Annotated in this window: 15 protein-coding genes; 12 read left to right on the forward strand and 3 right to left on the reverse strand. The window is 43.1% G+C overall.

Going from position 1 to position 18494, the window contains the following annotated elements:
• The first annotated feature begins 9 nt into the window (after positions 1-9).
• The 5 genes from nuoJ to nuoN are packed head-to-tail and all read left to right on the forward strand — an operon-like array spanning position 10 to position 5720.
• The gene (gene nuoJ / locus PR709_RS00610) at positions 10-555 is read left to right on the forward strand and encodes an NADH-quinone oxidoreductase subunit J (RefSeq protein ID WP_004921110.1); all 546 of its coding nucleotides are present in this window, start codon (positions 10-12) and stop codon (positions 553-555) included.
• Positions 555-857, forward strand: a complete 303-nt coding sequence (nuoK, locus tag PR709_RS00615) for an NADH-quinone oxidoreductase subunit NuoK (RefSeq protein WP_004921109.1) — start codon at positions 555-557, stop codon at positions 855-857. The genes nuoJ and nuoK overlap by 1 nt, the downstream gene beginning before the upstream one ends.
• Positions 854-2710: an NADH-quinone oxidoreductase subunit L gene (gene nuoL, locus PR709_RS00620; RefSeq protein WP_272570686.1), complete on the forward strand. Its 1857-nt coding sequence runs from the start codon at positions 854-856 to the stop codon at positions 2708-2710. The genes nuoK and nuoL overlap by 4 nt, the downstream gene beginning before the upstream one ends.
• 19 nt (positions 2711-2729) lie before the next feature.
• Positions 2730-4250: an NADH-quinone oxidoreductase subunit M gene (nuoM, locus tag PR709_RS00625; protein ID WP_004921104.1), complete on the forward strand. Its 1521-nt coding sequence runs from the start codon at positions 2730-2732 to the stop codon at positions 4248-4250.
• A 6-nt stretch (positions 4251-4256) separates the two neighbouring features.
• Positions 4257-5720 carry an NADH-quinone oxidoreductase subunit NuoN gene (gene nuoN / locus PR709_RS00630; protein WP_004921103.1) on the forward strand — a complete coding sequence of 488 codons (1464 nt, stop codon included), beginning with the start codon at positions 4257-4259 and terminating at the stop codon, positions 5718-5720.
• Positions 5721-5774: 54 nt separating this feature from the next.
• Here nuoN and PR709_RS00635 read toward each other — a convergent pair whose 3' ends face one another.
• Positions 5775-6803, reverse strand: coding sequence for an alpha-xenorhabdolysin family binary toxin subunit B (locus PR709_RS00635; protein ID WP_004921101.1), 1029 nt, complete (start codon positions 6801-6803; stop codon positions 5775-5777).
• A complete protein-coding gene (locus PR709_RS00640) occupies positions 6796-7998 on the reverse strand; it encodes an alpha-xenorhabdolysin family binary toxin subunit A (RefSeq protein ID WP_249890811.1) in 1203 nt (400 codons plus the stop codon). The genes PR709_RS00635 and PR709_RS00640 overlap by 8 nt, the downstream gene beginning before the upstream one ends.
• Positions 7999-8801: 803 nt before the next feature.
• On the opposite strand from PR709_RS00640, the gene PR709_RS00645 reads away from it, so the two are divergent.
• The 6 genes from PR709_RS00645 to menE all read left to right on the forward strand — a co-directional run bounded on the left by PR709_RS00645 (position 8802) and on the right by menE (position 15955).
• Positions 8802-10133, forward strand: a complete 1332-nt coding sequence (locus PR709_RS00645) for an isochorismate synthase (protein ID WP_004921096.1) — start codon at positions 8802-8804, stop codon at positions 10131-10133.
• Between the two features lie 119 nt (positions 10134-10252).
• A complete protein-coding gene (gene menD, locus PR709_RS00650; RefSeq protein WP_040133287.1) occupies positions 10253-11926 on the forward strand; it encodes a 2-succinyl-5-enolpyruvyl-6-hydroxy-3-cyclohexene-1-carboxylic-acid synthase in 1674 nt (557 codons plus the stop codon).
• A complete protein-coding gene (gene menH, locus PR709_RS00655; protein ID WP_004921090.1) occupies positions 11926-12690 on the forward strand; it encodes a 2-succinyl-6-hydroxy-2,4-cyclohexadiene-1-carboxylate synthase in 765 nt (254 codons plus the stop codon). Before menD ends, menH begins: the two co-directional genes overlap by 1 nt.
• Positions 12691-12702: 12 nt before the next feature.
• Complete coding sequence (gene menB, locus PR709_RS00660) at positions 12703-13560, forward strand: 1,4-dihydroxy-2-naphthoyl-CoA synthase (RefSeq protein ID WP_004921088.1); 858 nt, start codon at positions 12703-12705, stop codon at positions 13558-13560.
• Positions 13560-14531, forward strand: a complete 972-nt coding sequence (gene menC / locus PR709_RS00665; protein ID WP_004921085.1) for an o-succinylbenzoate synthase — start codon at positions 13560-13562, stop codon at positions 14529-14531. The genes menB and menC overlap by 1 nt, the downstream gene beginning before the upstream one ends.
• On the forward strand, positions 14519-15955 hold the full coding sequence (gene menE / locus PR709_RS00670) for an o-succinylbenzoate--CoA ligase (protein WP_004921083.1): 1437 nt from the start codon (positions 14519-14521) through the stop codon (positions 15953-15955). The genes menC and menE overlap by 13 nt, the downstream gene beginning before the upstream one ends.
• A 153-nt stretch (positions 15956-16108) precedes the next feature.
• Here menE and PR709_RS00675 read toward each other — a convergent pair whose 3' ends face one another.
• Entirely contained in the window at positions 16109-17548 is a 1440-nt protein-coding gene (locus PR709_RS00675; protein ID WP_004921082.1) for a catalase, read from the reverse strand.
• 298 nt (positions 17549-17846) lie between these two features.
• Here PR709_RS00675 and PR709_RS00680 point away from each other — a divergent pair, with 298 nt between their 5' ends.
• Entirely contained in the window at positions 17847-18395 is a 549-nt protein-coding gene (locus PR709_RS00680) for a YfaZ family outer membrane protein (protein ID WP_004921080.1), read from the forward strand.
• The last annotated feature ends 99 nt before the right edge of the window (positions 18396-18494 follow it).

The raw sequence follows: 18494 nt of genomic DNA on the forward strand, positions 1-18494 counted from the left end.
GCGATATTCATGGAATTTACATTTTATATCGCCGGTCTGGTTGCTGTTTTAGCGACTTTGAGGGTGATAACCAATACTAACCCGGTACATGCGTTGTTGTATCTGGTTGTTTCTCTGCTGGCACTGTCTATGGTGTTCTTCTCGCTCGGCGCATACTTTGCGGGGGCTTTGGAGATCATCGTATACGCGGGTGCCATCATGGTACTGTTCGTTTTCGTGGTGATGATGCTCAACCTTGGGCGCTCTGTTCAAGAGCAAGAGCGTGAATGGCTGGCACCGAAAAACTGGATTGGGCCGGCACTGTTATCTGCAGTATTGCTGGCACTTCTGGTTTACGGCATTACCAGCCTGTCATACCAAGACGGTATTACTGGCACGGTGATTAGTGCGAAAGAGGTGGCAATTAGCTTGTTTGGACCTTATGTCCTAGCGGTTGAATTGGCATCATTGTTACTGCTAGCAGGCTTAGTAGTTGCGTTCCACGTAGGTCGTGACCGTACTGAAAACAGTGCTGATCTTGTTAGCAATGCGAAAGCGAAAGCGGAGGAACAATAATGATACCTCTTCAACATGGTCTGATTTTAGCGGCTATTTTGTTTGTGATGGGGCTAAGCTGCCTTGTTATCCGCCGCAACTTGCTTTTCATGCTGATCGGACTGGAAATCATGATTAACTCAACAGCGCTCGCTTTTGTGGTCGCTGGGAGTTTTTGGGGGCAACCAGACGGCCAGATAATGTACATTCTGGCAATTGCACTGGCTGCAGCGGAGGCGAGTATTGGATTGGCGTTGTTACTGCAACTCCATCGTCATCGTCAGAACCTGAATATTGATAAAGTCAGTGAGATGCGCGGATGAATTTACTCTATTTAACAATTCTGTTTCCGCTTCTGGGGTCAGTGCTATTAGCATTTTCCCGCGGTCGTTGGTCAGAAAATGTTTCAGCTATTATTGGGGCTGGAGTCGTCGGCCTTGCAGCGGTTGTTGCATTGTATGCGGGTATTGAGTTTTTAGAACAACCTGTACTTGCAAATGGTGCATATCCTCCGTACACCGATCTGCTTTGGACTTGGATGTCAGTGGGAGATTTCAATATCCCGTTTACGATTCGCCTTGATGGCCTCTCACTGACGATGTTAGGTGTTGTAACGGGCGTTGGCTTCCTGATCCACGTTTATGCTTCTTGGTATATGCGTGGTGAGGAAGGGTATTCACGCTTCTTTACTTACACTAACTTGTTCATCGCGAGCATGGTGGTTTTAGTACTCGCCGATAACATGATGCTGATGTATCTCGGTTGGGAAGGGGTAGGGCTGTGCAGTTACCTGTTGATCGGTTTCTACTACACCAATCCAGATAACGGCAAAGCGGCAATGAAAGCCTTCTTCATTACGCGTGTTGGTGACGTGTTCTTAGCTATCGGTATGTTTATTCTGTGGAATGAACTCGGTACTTTGAACTTCAGCGAAATGGCTGTAATGGCACCACAAAAAATGGCAGAAGGTGGCAACGCAATCACATGGGCAACCTTAATGATCTTAGGTGGTGCGGTAGGTAAATCTGCTCAATTGCCACTCCAGACATGGCTAGCCGATGCGATGGCGGGTCCAACTCCGGTCTCTGCTCTGATCCACGCAGCAACCATGGTAACCGCGGGTGTTTATCTTGTTGCTCGTACCCATGCATTGTTCTTGATGGCACCAGAAATCTTACATCTGGTCGGCATTGTGGGCGGTGTCACCCTGTTGTTAGCAGGCTGTGCAGCATTGGTTCAAACCGATATCAAACGTGTATTGGCCTACTCAACCATGAGCCAAATTGGTTATATGTTCTTGGCTCTAGGTGTTCAGGCGTGGGATGCAGCTATTTTCCACCTGATGACGCACGCCTTCTTTAAAGCACTGTTGTTCTTGTCAGCAGGTTCGGTGATCATTGCTTGTCATCACGAACAAAATATTTTCAAAATGGGTGGATTGCGTAAGCAAATTCCATACGTCTATACGGTGATGTTAATCGGCGGAAGTGCATTGGCTGCACTACCTCTATTCACGGCCGGTTTCTACAGTAAAGACGCTATTTTGTGGGGTGCAGAAGTGGATGGCCAAACGGTTCTCTTATGGGCTGGCCTCATCGGTGCACTACTGACAGCAATGTATACTTTCCGTATGATTTTCATCGCCTTCCATGGCGAAGCGAAAATTAAAGCGCACAAGGTCAAAGGATTTACTCACTCCATACCATTGGGCATTTTGGCAATTTTAGCGACATTTATTGGTGCGCAGATTCACCAGCCGTTAGAAGGCGTATTCCCTGTTAATCCACTGGAGCATGAAGCTGGTAAGCTACAGTTGGAGATGCTTTCAGGTAGCCTTGCTGTTATCGGACTGTTGATTGTGGCATTCATTTATCTGTACAGACGCTCTATCGCCACAGTTATCGCGAAAAGTGCACCAGGCCGTTTCTTCTCAACATGGTGGTATCATGCGTGGGGATTCGACTGGCTGTATGACGTTGTCTTTGTAAAACCTTTCAAGGGTGTTGCATGGCTACTGGAAAGCGATCCTGTGAACTCATTGATGAACCTACCTGCCTGCTTGTCTCGTTGGGCAAACAAAGGGTTGGCAATTAGTGAGAACGGTCAGGTCCGTTGGTATGTTGCCTCATTGGGGCTGGGTGCAGTGCTGATTCTTGCTCTGCTGCTTTTGGTTTAATTAAGGGACACATTGCGCCATGCTATTACCCTGGCTAATACTCATTCCCTTCATCGGTGGCCTGCTAAGCTGGCAGGCTGACCGGTTTAGCCACCGCGCACCACGCTGGGTTGCGCTGGCTTCAATGGGAATAACATTAATATTATCAATCTTGTTATGGCTACAGGGAGATTACTCTCTGGTAAATCCACAAGGTGTTCCACAATGGCAAGTGGAATACTCAATGCCGTGGATCCCAATGCTGGGTATTAATTTCCATCTGGCGATTGATGGCTTATCACTGTTAATGGTGGTACTAACCGCGATCATGGGGGCTTTCTCAGTCCTCAGTTCGTGGAGTGAAAACCAAGCCAACCAAGGTGCTTATCACTTTAACCTGCTGTGGATTATTGCAGGTGTGATGGGGATTTTTACGGCGGTTGACCTGTTCTTGTTCTTCTTCTTCTGGGAAATGATGTTAATCCCAATGTACTTCCTGATTGCTAACTGGGGGCACAAAGGAGCAGAAAACAGACAGCATATTAACGCTGCAACTAAGTTCTTTATCTACACACAAGCGAGTGGCTTGATTATGTTGGTGTCGATTGTTGGATTAGCATTAGTCCACTTCGGCGACACCTCTGTGTGGACATTTAACTACAATGAGTTGCTTGGTACTCAGATGTCTAGCACCGTTGGCTTTATGCTAATGTTAGGCTTCTTTATTGCCTTTGCGGTTAAGATGCCATTAGTGCCATTCCACGGTTGGATGGCGGATACTCAAGAGCAATCGCCAACAGCAGGCTCTGTGGATATCTCAGGTATCATGTTGAAAACAGCGGCTTACGGCCTGTTGCGTTTTACACTACCTCTGTTCCCTGAAGCATCGATCGAGTTTACACCTATTGCGATGACACTTGGTGTGATCAGCATTTTCTACGGTGCATGGCTTGCATTTAAACAAACAGACATTAAGCGTCTTGCTGCATACAGTAGCTTGTCTCACATGGGATTTGTGACGGTGGCAATCTACGCTAGCTCTGTTCTTGCATACCAAGGTGCAGTGATCCAAATGATCACAAATGGCTTGTCAGGTGCAGCATTAATTATCATCAGCGGGCAGTTGTATGAGCGTACACAAACCCGTGATATGCGCATGATGGGTGGATTATGGAAACGTATTAAATGGTTACCGGGTTTATCACTGTTCTTTGCCGCTGCAACTTTAGGTATGCCGGGCACAGGTAACTTTATCGGTGAATTCATGATCCTGTTTGGTACATTCAGCCAATTTACGCTGGTGACTTGCATCATGGTCTTTGGTGTGGTGTTCGCATCTGTCTACTCATTGTGGATGATGCAACAAACCTACTACGGTACACCAAAATCCGAGAGCGAAATGAAAGGGTTAACAGCACGTGAATTTGGTGTGCTGCTGGCTCTGGCTGTTTTACTGGTTATTATTGGCTTCTATCCACAACCAATTCTGGATACTTCAGAGGGTGCGATGGAAACATTACATAACTTGTACACTGCTTCACTTACAACATTAAGGCCGTAATTCGCCATGACAATAACACTTCAACAATTGATCGCAATACTCCCGCTATTGATCGTCGGATTGACGGCGGTGGTTGTGATGCTGTCCATTGCGTGGCGACGCGATCACCTAACAAGTGCCACACTGACAGTATTCGGCTTCGCCGTTGCGCTGCTATCTCTGTTCTTTATTGCAGAGGGTCTGCCAATAGAAGTCACTCCGCTTATTCGTGTTGACGGCTATGCGATGTTCTACAGCGCATTGGTCCTGATTGCGGGTATGGCAACCAGCATTTTTGCTTTCCATTGGTTGGAAGGCTTTAATGATAATAAAGAAGAATTCCATCTGTTACTGGCGATTGCGGTAACAGGGGGCGTCTTACTTTCAATGGCTAACCACATGGCATCCATGTTCATTGGTATTGAATTGATCTCTTTACCCTTGTTCGGTCTTGTGGCTTACACCTTTGAACGTAAACGTTCGCTGGAAGCAGGTATCAAATACATGCTGTTATCTGCCGCTGCCTCTTCTTTCTTGCTCTTTGGTATCGCCTTACTGTATGCAGAATCAGGCAGCTTAAGCTTTGCGGCTGTGGGTCAGAGTCTTTCTGATAGCCAAATCCATGCGCCATTGGTGTTGATTGGCTTGGGGATGTTGATTGTAGGCTTCGGTTTTAAATTATCACTGTTCCCATTCCAATTATGGACTCCAGACGTTTACCAAGGTGCTCCAGCTCCGGTATCCGCGTTCTTAGCAACGGGAAGTAAAATTGGTATCTTTGCAGTATTAATGCGTATCTTTATGGAAGCGCCTGCTGCTCAAAGTAATACATTGGCGATTGTTGTTAGCGTCATCGCTATTGCTTCGATTCTGTTTGGTAACCTGATGGCTATCACTCAGAAAAGTGCCAAACGCCTACTTGGTTATTCGTCCATTTCTCACATGGGATACCTGCTGGTTGCCTTAGTTGCATTACGCGCCGCCCCAACAGATTCCCAAGTCACTGTCGCTATCTATTTAGTCGGCTATCTGTTTGCAAGTTTGGGCGCCTTTGGTGTGATCAGCATTATTTCTAGCCCATATCGTGGCGATGACCAAGATGACTTGAGTGCATTTCGCGGGCTGTTCTGGCATAAGCCTGTACTTGCGACAGTGCTTACCGTGATGATGCTTTCTCTGGCTGGTATACCGATTACATTAGGGTTTATTGGTAAATTCTATGTGATTATTTCCGCAGTGAAGGCAGAGCTATGGTGGTTAACTGGTGCCGTGGTCTTAGGTAGTGCGATTGGTCTATTCTACTATCTACGCTTTATGGCAAGCTTGTATAGCCGTGATGCAGAACATGCAGATCGTTATACTGGGCCAGAAAAAGCCACTTTCGGGACAGTTGTTGCTGCTATCTGTGCAATTATCGTGATCCTGCTAGGGGTATGGCCGCAACCGCTTATCAATCTCTCCTATATGGTATTGGCTGTGAGCCCGCTTTAATCTTCACCGCCATCACAGTAAAAATAAACGGCTACTTTTCAGTAGCCGTTTTTTTTAATCAGCTAATTGGCGCTGATATTGATATTCGGCTTCATTAATAAAGTCCATAAAGGCTTCACAAGATTTGATAGCATTATGGATATTAAACGTCTGCTCGTCTAAACATGTCTGCATATAGTCAATCCATTGCGTTAAATAAGATTGTAACTGCTGAAAATGGGCAGCCACATCTTGTCGTTGCTCATCTATTTTTGAAATATCTTTAGTGAGCATAAGTAGGTGTGTCAGCTTATCAATGCGCTTTTTAAACTGCTGGTCTTTCTCATTTAAAACAGCGATTTGATCGACCAAATAGAGTCGAACATTGACCAATTTTATAAAATCTAAGCCATTGTCAAGGATAGTGAGTAAGCGCTTGGCACAGGCAATCGCAATTTTTAGCAGATCTTTTTTAGAAGGAGGGATATTTAATGATTCAATGAGCGATATATCAGGAAAAACATGATCAAATAAATCCGCTAGCTTGTAATTTAAGATAACTTCTTCAGCTTTAACAATAGCAATTAACTCTTGGTTAAACTCATCCAATGTCTTTTGATTATTGTTAGCCAGTAATAAAAGGCGATTTTGTAGGTTACGATAGCTCTCACTTTTAAGGTGGTTTGCTTCTTCTAATTGTAATGCCAATAGATAATCGCTTGTGGTACGTAAAGGTGCCGTTAGCTTCTCTAGCTCATTTTTAAGCTCAGTAAAGTCATCGATAAATTCTGTTAACTCTAAATCCTGTTGACCTCCCTTTAAGTCATCAACATCCTGACTTGAAAATCGCTCACTAATCGTACTATCAATGATATAACGAGTTTTTAATTTCATTATTGGCAATGAGTTTCTGATTTGCTCATTGAGACTTTCTGCCTGAGTAGCAATCCGTTTTATTCGATTAAAAATGCTCGGATCGTAACTTAGAATGTTATGATTAAAATTATTAATTTTATTAATGAGCATTCTTACCTGATAAAACTCAATAGCAGGTAAAACTGGGAAATTTACGGTTTGGTGCATAGTATTACCTTTATTAAGCATGAGAGTAATGTGTCATTTTAATATCAAATAGTTCAATGAGTTGTTCTGAGTAAGTTTGCACAGACGCCCATGCGGTGATAATTTTTTTGAAACGAGCAATAAACTTTAAAAGGTTGGCAGCATTATCAATACGCGCAAAAGTTTCTATTGACTGCTTAATTTCGGTCAAAATAACAAGCCACATATAGTCTAAATGGTCAACTGCTAATCTTGCATCTTTAAAATAGCCTTCAATCTTCTGTAAATGTACTTGAATATCAAAAATAACTTTTTTAATAAAGCGATCTTTATTGAGTTTGTTATTGATTTCAACAATTTCTTTAAGTAATGCGTTTTTTCGATGGCGGACTTTTTCAGCTTTGCTGCCGAATATCCCTCCTGTAATCAGTAATCCAATTAAACCACCAGCAAGGCCTGTAAAGCTTAACTTAACAAAATGGTCATATTCTTTTTCGAGTGTTAATACCTCTTTTTTGAGTAAAGTGACTTTCTCAAAAAGATGTGATTCAGAATTAATATCATCAATAGAATCTAATTGCAAATAAATTGACTTAACTTTAAATAATAAAGAATCAACATGTTGATTATTAGATAAAGCACCTCCAATAATATGTGCTCGAAAGTCAGAAATAGTATTTTTAATCCTAGAAGTTTTATTGGCTTGCATTTTAATATCATCTTGGATGAGATTCAGTATGCTTAATAATTCTGTGGCAATTTGCTGGTCATCATTTTGGTAAGTAAGCCCATCTAGCGCCTCGGCTGACAAGTCGTCAATGCTATTGGCTATTTGCTGTATAATAGGCATATCATTAATGTATTCAATGATTTGATTTCCAGTCTGAACAATATTTCGACTAATCAGTGATAAATTAATAGATTGTTGTTTAACTTCTTGTTCGACACCATCCCAACCGCTGGCATGGGTGTGAATTAATTGAATAACCTCAGTCAGTGCGCTAATTTTTATGGGTAAATCAGTTGATTCATTAATTTTTAGCCATGAATGGATTTCTAATGTTGATGTTGGTAATGAAAGGGCAAAATGGGTATATCGATGAATATTCACTAAATCTTGGTAAGTAAAAATGCCGGCGGGGCGAGCAGAGTGAGGGTCTTGGTTGGTTAATAATGCAAGAGTTGCCGCTCCTATATTCTCTTTTTCAATTATTTTGTCATAAGTTATTTCACTCATAATGGTTCATTTCCAATTAAGTATTGTGGTTGAAATAAAAGGTAGACAACAGAAAATCACAAATATGAGTGATGCGATAAAAATGATAGAGCTAAAAATAGTATTACCTCTAAGCAATTTATCACCCATGATAAAACATTAGATTCGCATTTACCCCGTATAGTTAAGAATAAATTACTTTAAGGATCGCCTAAAAGTAGATACTAAAATATGAAAATATATATTATAAATTGACGACCTAATATAATCGATAATAAATTCATTATGATTAAATGTTGAAATGTCTAATCATAAAAGTGCAGGAAGTTATATTAAATGTTCTAAGATAAAAATATTATGTCACTCTTTGACGCGTTAAGAGAGTGAATAATAAATATTAACTCTGCGAGCATTGTTTTTGTCATATCATTTTTTTATTTTTTAATATCGTAATTATAATTAATGTTTTTTTAGTGTGATGTGACGTATTTGAATACTTACCGTATTGTTACCCGATGATGATTATTTTACTTTGTACAAATATGATTAACAAATAACCATCAAGTAAAAAAACAAAATGGTGTTTTTGTGTGATCTTGAAGATAAAGATTGATATAAGTCAAGTAAATAATTAAAGTTAAATTTTTTAATCTATACAATAAGATGCGTAGTGATTTATTGGTGATGTAATAAAAAATTACTAATACATATTTGATTTTACGAGGCGTAACACCTATTGTCAGAAATAATCAATGTATTAATAAATTATATTGCACTATATAATTATCGATAGTCTTTGTTGAGTGTGGCAGTAGGGATCTAAAGTGGTATATAAAAAAATAGATAATTTAATAACTGAAATTCTTCATCAACTGTCAACATTGGCATTGGGCAATCAAGAATTCATACGTCTACATTGGCAATTGGATGGTCACTCTACATTTCCTGGGTTAGCTTGGCTATCGGCTCAATCCTGTTATCCGCAGTTCTATTGGTATCAGCGCACGGGAACGGATGAGTGTAGCGCTCTGGGAACCGTATATGAATTTAACGCAATCACTGAGGCCGAACAGTTTTTGTCTTTACATGCCCAGTATCCCGATATGCGTTTATGGGGCTTAAATGGCTGGAACGCGGTTGGTGAAGGAATTTCATTGGCCGATAAACAACAGGCAACGTTTTACTTTTTACCGCGTTTAGAAATTTTTCGCGTTCGTTCATCAATATCAGTCTATCTTAATATCAAAGGTGAAGATGACCGTTTAGCCGCAATCGCATTTTTAAAGCAGCTCAAGCCAGCGGCAACATTGCCACCTTTAAATACACAAATTATCGGTCATGAACATTTCCCTGAAAAGGCGCAGTGGTGCCACCTATTAAATAAAGCTATCACGAAAATGAGAGCGGGGGAGATGGAAAAAGTTGTGATGGCGCGTGAAACGAAATTGACGTTGTCACAACCCGTTTCTGTGGCGGAATTTTTAGCGGCAAGCCAACGAGTTAATTTTCAATGCTACCATTTTATGATGGCATTAAGCCAAGAAACAGGTTTTCTGTCCTCAACACCGGAGCGTTTGTATCTACGACAAGGTACACAACTCAATTCGGAGGCACTTGCAGGTACAGTCGCGAATCATCCTGATGACGCGATTGCTGCTGAAAAAGCAAAATGGTTGATGGAAGACAGTAAGAACCAACACGAAAACTTAGTGGTCGTGGACGATATTTGCCAGCAGTTACAAGGTATTGTAACGGGTATTGATGTTTCACCCGCGAAAGTGATTCGCCTACGCAAGATCCAACACCTCTATCGTTCGATTGCCGCAACTTTAGTGTCACCTTCAGACAGTGAATGTTTACAGCGTTTACAACCTACTGCTGCGGTATGTGGGTTGCCGAGAACGGTTGCTCGTCAATTTTTAACGGAACATGAGCCTTTCTCGCGCCGCTGGTACGCTGGAACGGGAGGTTTCGTTAGCTTAAATAAAAGTGAGTTCGCCGTGTCCTTACGCTGTGCTCAAATTGAACATCAACGGTTGTCATTGTTCTCGGGGGCTGGGATTGTCAGTGATTCTGATCCGGAGCAAGAATGGATTGAAATTGAAAATAAAGCTGCGGGGCTTAAATCTCTACTTGAACCCCCTGAAAAACCATAAATATAATATGGTTATTTTTCTTTTGGTTTCAATTAGTTCACTAAAAATTGTTCTAAGATCAAGAAATTTATATCAAGCGCATTACACTTACTGATAATAAACAACTTATTGAGCTCATTATGTCGAATTCTGTTTTTAATATGCGTTGGGCTGAGATTATTATCGAAGCACTCACCCGCCACGGTATGAAACATATTTGTATTGCGCCTGGTTCTCGCTCTACACCTTTGACGTTAGCAGCAGCGAATAACAATAAGCTTCACTGCCATACTCATTTTGATGAAAGAGGCTTGGGGCATCTAGCTTTAGGTTTAGCAAAAGCAAGCCTTGAGCCTGTCGGCGTGATCGTCACTTCAGGAACCGCAGTGGCTAACCTCTATCCTGCCCTAATTGAAGCCGGACTGACTGGCGAAAAAGTCATTTTTTTGACGGCAGATAGACCGCCGGAGCTTATCGATTGTGGCGCGAATCAGGCTATTCGCCAAACACATATCTTTGCGTCACACCCATCACAAAGTTTGATGTTACCCCGACCAACGCGTGATATTTCGGCGAAATGGTTAGTCAGTGCCATTGATAATGGGATGAATCAACTACACCACGGCGCTTTCCATATTAACTGCCCATTTGCTGAGCCGCTGTATGGTGAAACGGAAGGAGATTATGAATGGCAGCAACAACTTGGCGATTGGTGGCATTCTAATTTACCTTGGTTAAGCGAGCCTTTAACCAACACCGTTGCCCATATTTCTGACTGGTATTTTTGGCGTCAGAAAAAAGGGGTTGTTATTGCGGGTCGTATGAATAGTCAAGATGGTGAGCGTGTTGCAAACTGGGCGAAGGAACTTGGCTGGCCGTTAATTAGCGATGTGTTGTCACAAACAGGGCAACCTTATCCTTGTGCAGATTTATGGTTAGCTCATCCACAGGCCAAAGCGCGACTTAATGAAGCTGAACTGGTGGTACAATTCGGCTCGAGCTTAACAGGAAAACGCCTACTTCAATGGCAAGCGCAGTGCCATCCACAAGAATACTGGATCATTGATACGATCCCAGAACGCCTTGACCCCGCTCATCACTACGGACGTAAATTAACATGCTCAATTAAAGGGTGGCTTGATGCTCATCCCGCTCAACCAAGAGGGGCTTGGTGTGAAGATCTTTACTCGTTGGCTGAGCAGACACAACGGCATGTGAGTACAAAGTTACGCAATCACTTTTCTGAAGCCGCGATTGCGCATCAATTACCAGCGCTACTGCCGCCAAAAGGGCAGTTATTTGTGGGTAATAGTTTAATTGTTCGGCTAATTGATGCTTTGGCGCAATTACCCGTGGGTTATCCGGTTTATAGTAATCGGGGGGCCAGTGGTATCGATGGTCTAATTTCAACAATGTCTGGTGTCCAGCGGGCAACCACCAAGCCGACCTTGGGGATTGTTGGTGACCTTTCGGCACTGTATGACCTCAATAGCCTCGCTTTATTGCGAGCACCTTCAGCGCCAACGATTTTAATTGTGGTGAATAATAACGGTGGGCAGATATTTTCTATGCTACCTACGCCTGAAGCGGCAAGGCAGCAATATTATTGTATGCCACAAAATATTCACTTTCAGCATGCGGCACTGATGTTTGGCTTGCAGTACGCAGCACCTAAAGATTGGCTCTCTCTAAAAACCACAGTTGAACAATTTTGGTATAACCAACAAGGGACATTGTTGATTGAATTAAACACCGAGAGTGACGAAGGTGCGCGAACTTTAAAACAGTTACTTGATGAGGTAGGCAGTTTCTGATGTTAGCGGCTTATCGACACAATGAACATCATTCGGGGCCTTGGTTAGTGTGGTTACACGGGCTGCTCGGTAGCGCCGATGAATGGCTGCCGATGGTGGAATTGTGCCCTAACTTCCCGTCATTGCGTGTTGATTTGCCCGGTCATGGATTATCTCAGTCTATAAGCTGCCAAAGTTTTGCTGATTTTGATGAGCAGTTAGTTCAACTTTTACAACATCATGGTATTCAACATTATTACCTTATTGGGTATTCGTTGGGTGCACGCCTTGCCATGCATACGGCTTGTTATCGCCAACCTACAGGTTTAAGTGGGTTGGTAATTGAAGGGGGAAATGTTGGGCTAAATAGCCCATCGGAGCGGGAGTCTCGTTACACCAACGACCACCATTGGGCGCAACGTTTTCGCCACGAGCCGATTTGCCAAGTGTTAAATGATTGGTATCAACAACCTGTATTTGCACATTTAACTGCGAGCCAACGCCAACAATTAATCTTGTTAAGACAGCACAATAACCCCTTAGCTGTCGCTGATATGTTAGAAAGTACCTCTTTGTCTAAACAGCCTTTTTTGGTGGACAAACTGTATCAGCTTACGATGCCATTTCGCTACTTTTGTGGTGAACAAGATCAAAAATTTCGAAGCGTTTCGCAACAATATGCTTTGCCGATTACGCTAATTAATAATGCAGGGCATAATGCTCATCGGGAAAATCCGTATGGCTATGCCACTGCACTTCATCATTTTTTATCACACTGTGGTTAAAGGAACTTGATAATGATTTATCCTAGCGAAGAAAAACTCTATGCCCCAATCGAATGGCAAGATTGCTCAGAAGGGTTTGACGACATTCTCTATCACAAGTCGTCAGAAGGGATTGCAAAGATTACGATTAACCGTCCACAGGTGCGTAACGCATTTCGACCACAGACCGTAAAAGAGATGATCCAAGCGTTAGCTGATGCGCGTTATGACGATAAAATCGGTACTATTATCTTGACGGGTGAAGGCGAAAAAGCATTCTGTGCAGGGGGAGACCAAAAAATTCGTGGGGATTACGGCGGGTATCGTGATGAAAGTGGTACTCACCATCTCAACGTCCTAGATTTCCAACGCCAAATTCGTACTTGTCCAAAACCTGTTGTGGCGATGGTGGCTGGCTTTGCTATTGGGGGTGGGCACGTATTACATATGATGTGTGACCTAACGATTGCCGCGGATAACGCGATTTTTGGTCAAACAGGTCCTAAAGTAGGCTCTTTTGATGGTGGCTGGGGTGCATCCTATATGGCACGCATTGTTGGTCAGAAAAAAGCGCGTGAAATTTGGTTCCTGTGCCGCCAGTATAACGCTCAAGAAGCATTGGAAATGGGCTTAGTGAATACGGTTGTACCATATGCCTCTCTTGAAAAAGAGACCGTACGCTGGTGTCGTGAAATGCTTGAAAATAGCCCAATGGCACTACGTTGTTTGAAAGCGGCACTCAATGCAGATTGTGACGGTCAGGCAGGCCTACAAGAGTTGGCTGGCAATGCAACTATGCTGTTCTATATGACAGAAGAAGGTCAAGAAGGACGCAATGCGTTTAATGAAAAACGTGCGCCAGATTTCTCTAAATATAAGCGTAATCCATAATGCGTAAGGCAACACTTTACGCGTTTAGCCTGCCGATGGAGGCAGGCGTTATCTTGCGCTACCAACGCCTGAAAACTCGCGATGGGTTGCTGGTTCGCTTACAAGAAGGGGATAACGAAGGGTGGGGGGAAATATCACCGCTCCCCGAATTTAGCCAAGAAACGCTGGCGGAGGCAACAGAAGAAGCCAAACATCGGCTTGCCGAGTGGGTAAGTGGTAAGCCACTAGCGGAAAGCCTGTTACCGTCGGTAGCTTTTGGTTGTAGTTGTGCATTGGCCGAATTATCGGGGGAACTTCCTGAGCAAGCCGACTACCGCAAAGCACCATTGTGTAGTGGTGATCCTGATGACCTGATTTTGCGTCTAAGTGCAATGGAAGGCGAAAAAATCGCTAAGGTCAAAGTCGGCTTGTATGAGGCGGTACGTGATGGCATGGTGGCGAACCTATTACTGGAAGCGGTGCCTGACCTAAAATTACGTCTTGATGCTAATCGCAGTTGGACGCGTGCAAAAGCAGATGGCTTTGCGAAATATGTTAACCCTGCTTATCGCGATCGTATTGACTTCCTTGAAGAGCCTTGTAAAACACGGGAAGAATCACTGCAATATGCCGCAGATACTGGCATTGCCATTGCATGGGATGAAAGTGTGCGTGAGGCTGGTTTTAGGGTGGAGCCTCAACCGGGAGTTGCGGCGATTGTGATCAAGCCGATGTTAACCGGTAGCCTTGCTTATTGCCGCCAATTAGTCACAGAGGCTCATCATCACGGTCTGCAAGCGGTGATCAGCTCATCGATTGAAAGTAGTTTTGGTTTGACTCAGTTAGCGCGCATTGTTAATGCATTAACGCCTAATACGCTACCGGGGTTGGACACATTAGATTTGATCCAGTCTCAACTGATACGCACGTGGCCAAATAGTTCACTTCCAGTGAAGCAATTAGATGAATTGACTATCGAATGGCAGAGTTAGTATTTTTCCAAGACTGGCCTTGGCAACATTGGGCCAGTCATCGACCTGAAGCAGTGGCATTAATTACCGATATTGAGCCATTGACATGGGAACAACTGAATCAACGAGTGATGAGGCTCGCTTATCACTTTACTCAACAGGGTTTACGTGACGGACAAACCGTAGTGTTGCGAGGTAAAAATAGTGTAGAACTGTTATTGAGCCAACTTGCAACATTGTATTGTGGGGCGAAAGTTTTGCCTCTTAACCCTCGTTTACCTGAGTCTTTACTGGCAGAACTGTTACCACATCTGAATATTGATTTTGCTATCGACTTTGATGATGGTTTACTGGCTAAGTTTACTTACCCAATTTTAGCCGTGTCAGAGCGAGCGGTAACGGCGCATGAGTGGGAACACCATCTGCCTCACTTTTCTCATGCGAAGACCCAACCCGCCACTTTGATCTTAACATCTGGCTCTACGGGGTTACCAAAGGCGGCAGTGCATAATGTGCTTGCTCACCTCGATAGTGCAAATGGTGTGTTACAGGCGATGGATTACCAACAGCATGATTGCTGGCTGCTTTCTTTACCGTTATTTCATGTTTCAGGGCAAGGTATTTTATGGCGTTGGTTGCTGCGCGGAGCGCAATTAGCAATACGCTCAACACCGCTTATCGAAGCATTACAAACGGTTACCCATGCGTCTTTGGTTCCGACACAATTGTGGCGGTTACTCAATCAAACGGAAGCATTATCACTATCTTTAAAACAGGTTTTACTTGGTGGCGCGACGATCCCGACTGCATTGACTGATCTTGCCTCACATAGAGGCATTGATTGCTGGAGTGGTTATGGTATGACAGAAATGGCTTCGACCGTCTGTGCAAAACGTGCAGATGGTAAGAAAGGGGTTGGCCTTCCACTTAAAGGGAAACAGTTGCGCTTAGTCGAGGGAGAAATTCAGGTTCGTTCACAGAGCCAAGCGATGGGATATTGGTTTGATGGAAAAATGATGCCATTAAAAACTATCGAAGGTTGGTTCAAAACCAATGATAGAGGCGCATATATCGACGATGAGTATCATGTGATCGGGCGGCTGGATAACTTATTTATTAGTGGTGGAGAGTGTGTTCAACCGGAAGATATTGAAGCGGTGATTAATAACCATCCAGCGGTGAGTCAAAGCTTTATTATTCCAATTGATGATGTGGAGTTTGGTCAAAGGCCTGTTGCCGTGATTGAGTTCAGCGATAAATGTGAATTAGACACCATTCAAGGTTGGCTAAAAGGCAAACTAGCGCCTTTTCAATATCCTGCTCATTTTTTTCTATTAGAGAATAGCTTAAAAGGAAGCGGTATTAAGGTATCGCGCCAGCAAGTGAAAAATTGGGTGTTACAGCAACCCGACCTTATTCAGTCAAAAGAGAATTCAGGACTGTAGTTTATCTATTTTTGATGAAAACAGGGGTGATAAAGCATCGTCAGAGTTAGATGGGCTTGTTTCGTCAATAGTGCAAACTAATCACTAATTTCCGGCATGGCTCATAATAAACATCAGGCTCAAGATAAGAGCCTGACGTTTAACTAAGCGTGATTATTTAAGGGCATTTAACGCTTTTTCTACGCCCGCACCATATTCAGGGTGAACTTTTTTGAACAGGTCAATTTGGCGTTTTTGTGTCTCTTCAGAAGCCTCAATCAACTCTCCTGCAAGACGTTTGAACATGCGTTGATGCTCTGCATCATCAAGCAGTTCATATAATGCACGCGGCTGGCTGAAATAGTCTTCATCTTCGCGATGGTTCCAATGATCAGCTGCACCTTCAAGCGTCAATGGTGGTTCACTGAAATTAGGCTGCTCTTGGAACATACCTGCACTGTTTGGTTCATAGGTCACACCATTACCACTGTTACCATCAACACGCATTGCACCATCACGATGATAGTTATGGAATGGGCAACGTGGTGCGTTAACAGGGATCTGGTAGTGGTTAACACCTAAACGATAACGCTGAGTGTCGCCATACGAGAACAAACGACCTTGCAACATTTTATCCGGAGAGAAACCGATACCTGGAACAATATTTGCTGGGTTAAAGGCAGCTTGCTCAACATCGGAGAAATAGTTAGCAGGGTTACGATTTAATTCAAAGTAACCGACATCAATTAATGGATAGTCTTTGTGAGGCCATACTTTAGTCAGATCAAAGGGATTATAAGGCACTTTTGACGCTTCGGCTTCTGGCATCACTTGAATTTGTAGCTTCCAGCGTGGGTAGTCACCTTTATTAATGGCATCAAACAGGTCACGCTGAGAACTTTCACGATCTTTACCGATGATCGCTTCTGCTTCATCATCCATCAAGTTCTCAATGCCTTGCTGACTACGGAAGTGGAATTTAACCCAGAAACGTTCATTTTTATCATTGATAAAGCTATAAGTATGGCTACCAAAACCGTGCATATGACGGTAGCTACGAGGTATACCTCGGTCACTCACGTCAATGGTCAATTGATGAAGTGATTCTGGTAAATGAGAGAAGAAATCCCATTTATAAGCCATTGAACGCATATTACTGTATGGGCAGCGTTTAACCACGTGGTTCAAATCCGGAAATTTCAGCGGGTCACGCAGATAGAACACAGGGGTGTTATTACCAACCAGATCCCAGTTACCTTCTTCTGTGTAAAATTTTAATGCAAAACCACGGATGTCACGCTCAGCGTCTGCCGCACCACGTTCACCGGCAACCGTTGAAAAGCGTGCGAACATATCCGTTTGTTTACCGACAGCAGAAAAGATATTTGCACGGGTATAACGGGTAATATCATGTGTAACAGTAAAAGTACCGAATGCGCCTGAACCTTTAGCATGCATACGGCGCTCAGGAATAACTTCACGGTCAAAATGGGCTAATTTTTCTAAAAACCAAACATCCTGTAATAGCATAGGGCCGCGAGGGCCTGCCGTCATCACATTATTATTATCAACAACAGGTGCGCCAGATGCAGTCGTGAGACCTTTCTTTTTCATCACAATACTCCAGTAAGTTATAGACAATAAAACTAAAAAATGCATTTATTTCGTTCGAAATATAATGCTTTCCATGCATAATGCCTTATTATCATTGGATTATAGTTGATTAGTTAAAGTATAACTAATACATAGTACCAATTACTGTGATAACTGATTAAAAATCAATAGGAATACTCAGCGTCGTTGTGAATGGTGTTGTTTTAATGACTGAAAAGTAAAAAACAGTAATAACTACTGAGAATTGGATTTATATATTGTAGTATGACTAAATAACTTCTATTAATGGGGCAATGATATGCGTAAAGGATTATTTCTCGTTGCAGCGGCAGCATCATCAATGATGTTCGTCGGGGCTGCACAAGCTGTTTCTGTTAATGCGAATGTGGGTAAGCATTATACTGAACTCAATGCAGGCATTGGTACTAAAGGCGCAGGCCTTGCATTTGATGGCTCATGGGCGCGTAGTGATCATGATGGTCAAATGGGTAGCTTAGGCGCAACCTTTGGTTTGCCTCTAGGTCCATTTTCAGCCTATGTTGGTGGTAAAGCCTTATATTTATCACCTGAAGACAATAAAGATGGTATGGCGCTAGCAGGTGGAGCCGGTCTTGGATGGCAAGTGATGCCTTCTTTGAATATTTATGGTGAAGCTTATGGTGCTCCGGCATCATTAACATCGGGAAGTCAATCTTATACCGAAGCAAAAGTCGGCGCACGCTATACTGTATTTAAACCGCTTTCAGTTGATGCAGGCTACCGTGTCATCGATATTAAAGGTACGCATGACAACCCAAGCAACAAAATTGCTGACGGTTGGTATGTGGGAGCAGGTCTAAGCTTCTAATTACTGGTTGTAATATAGCGGAACCCGTACAGTTTGGAGTGACGCTATAAAATCGGATATCAAAAGCCCCCCAATAGTTGGTTGCTATTGGGGGGCTTT

The sequence above is a fragment of the Providencia sp. PROV267 genome (assembly GCF_028477825.1).
GTDB lineage: Bacteria > Pseudomonadota > Gammaproteobacteria > Enterobacterales > Enterobacteriaceae > Providencia > Providencia stuartii.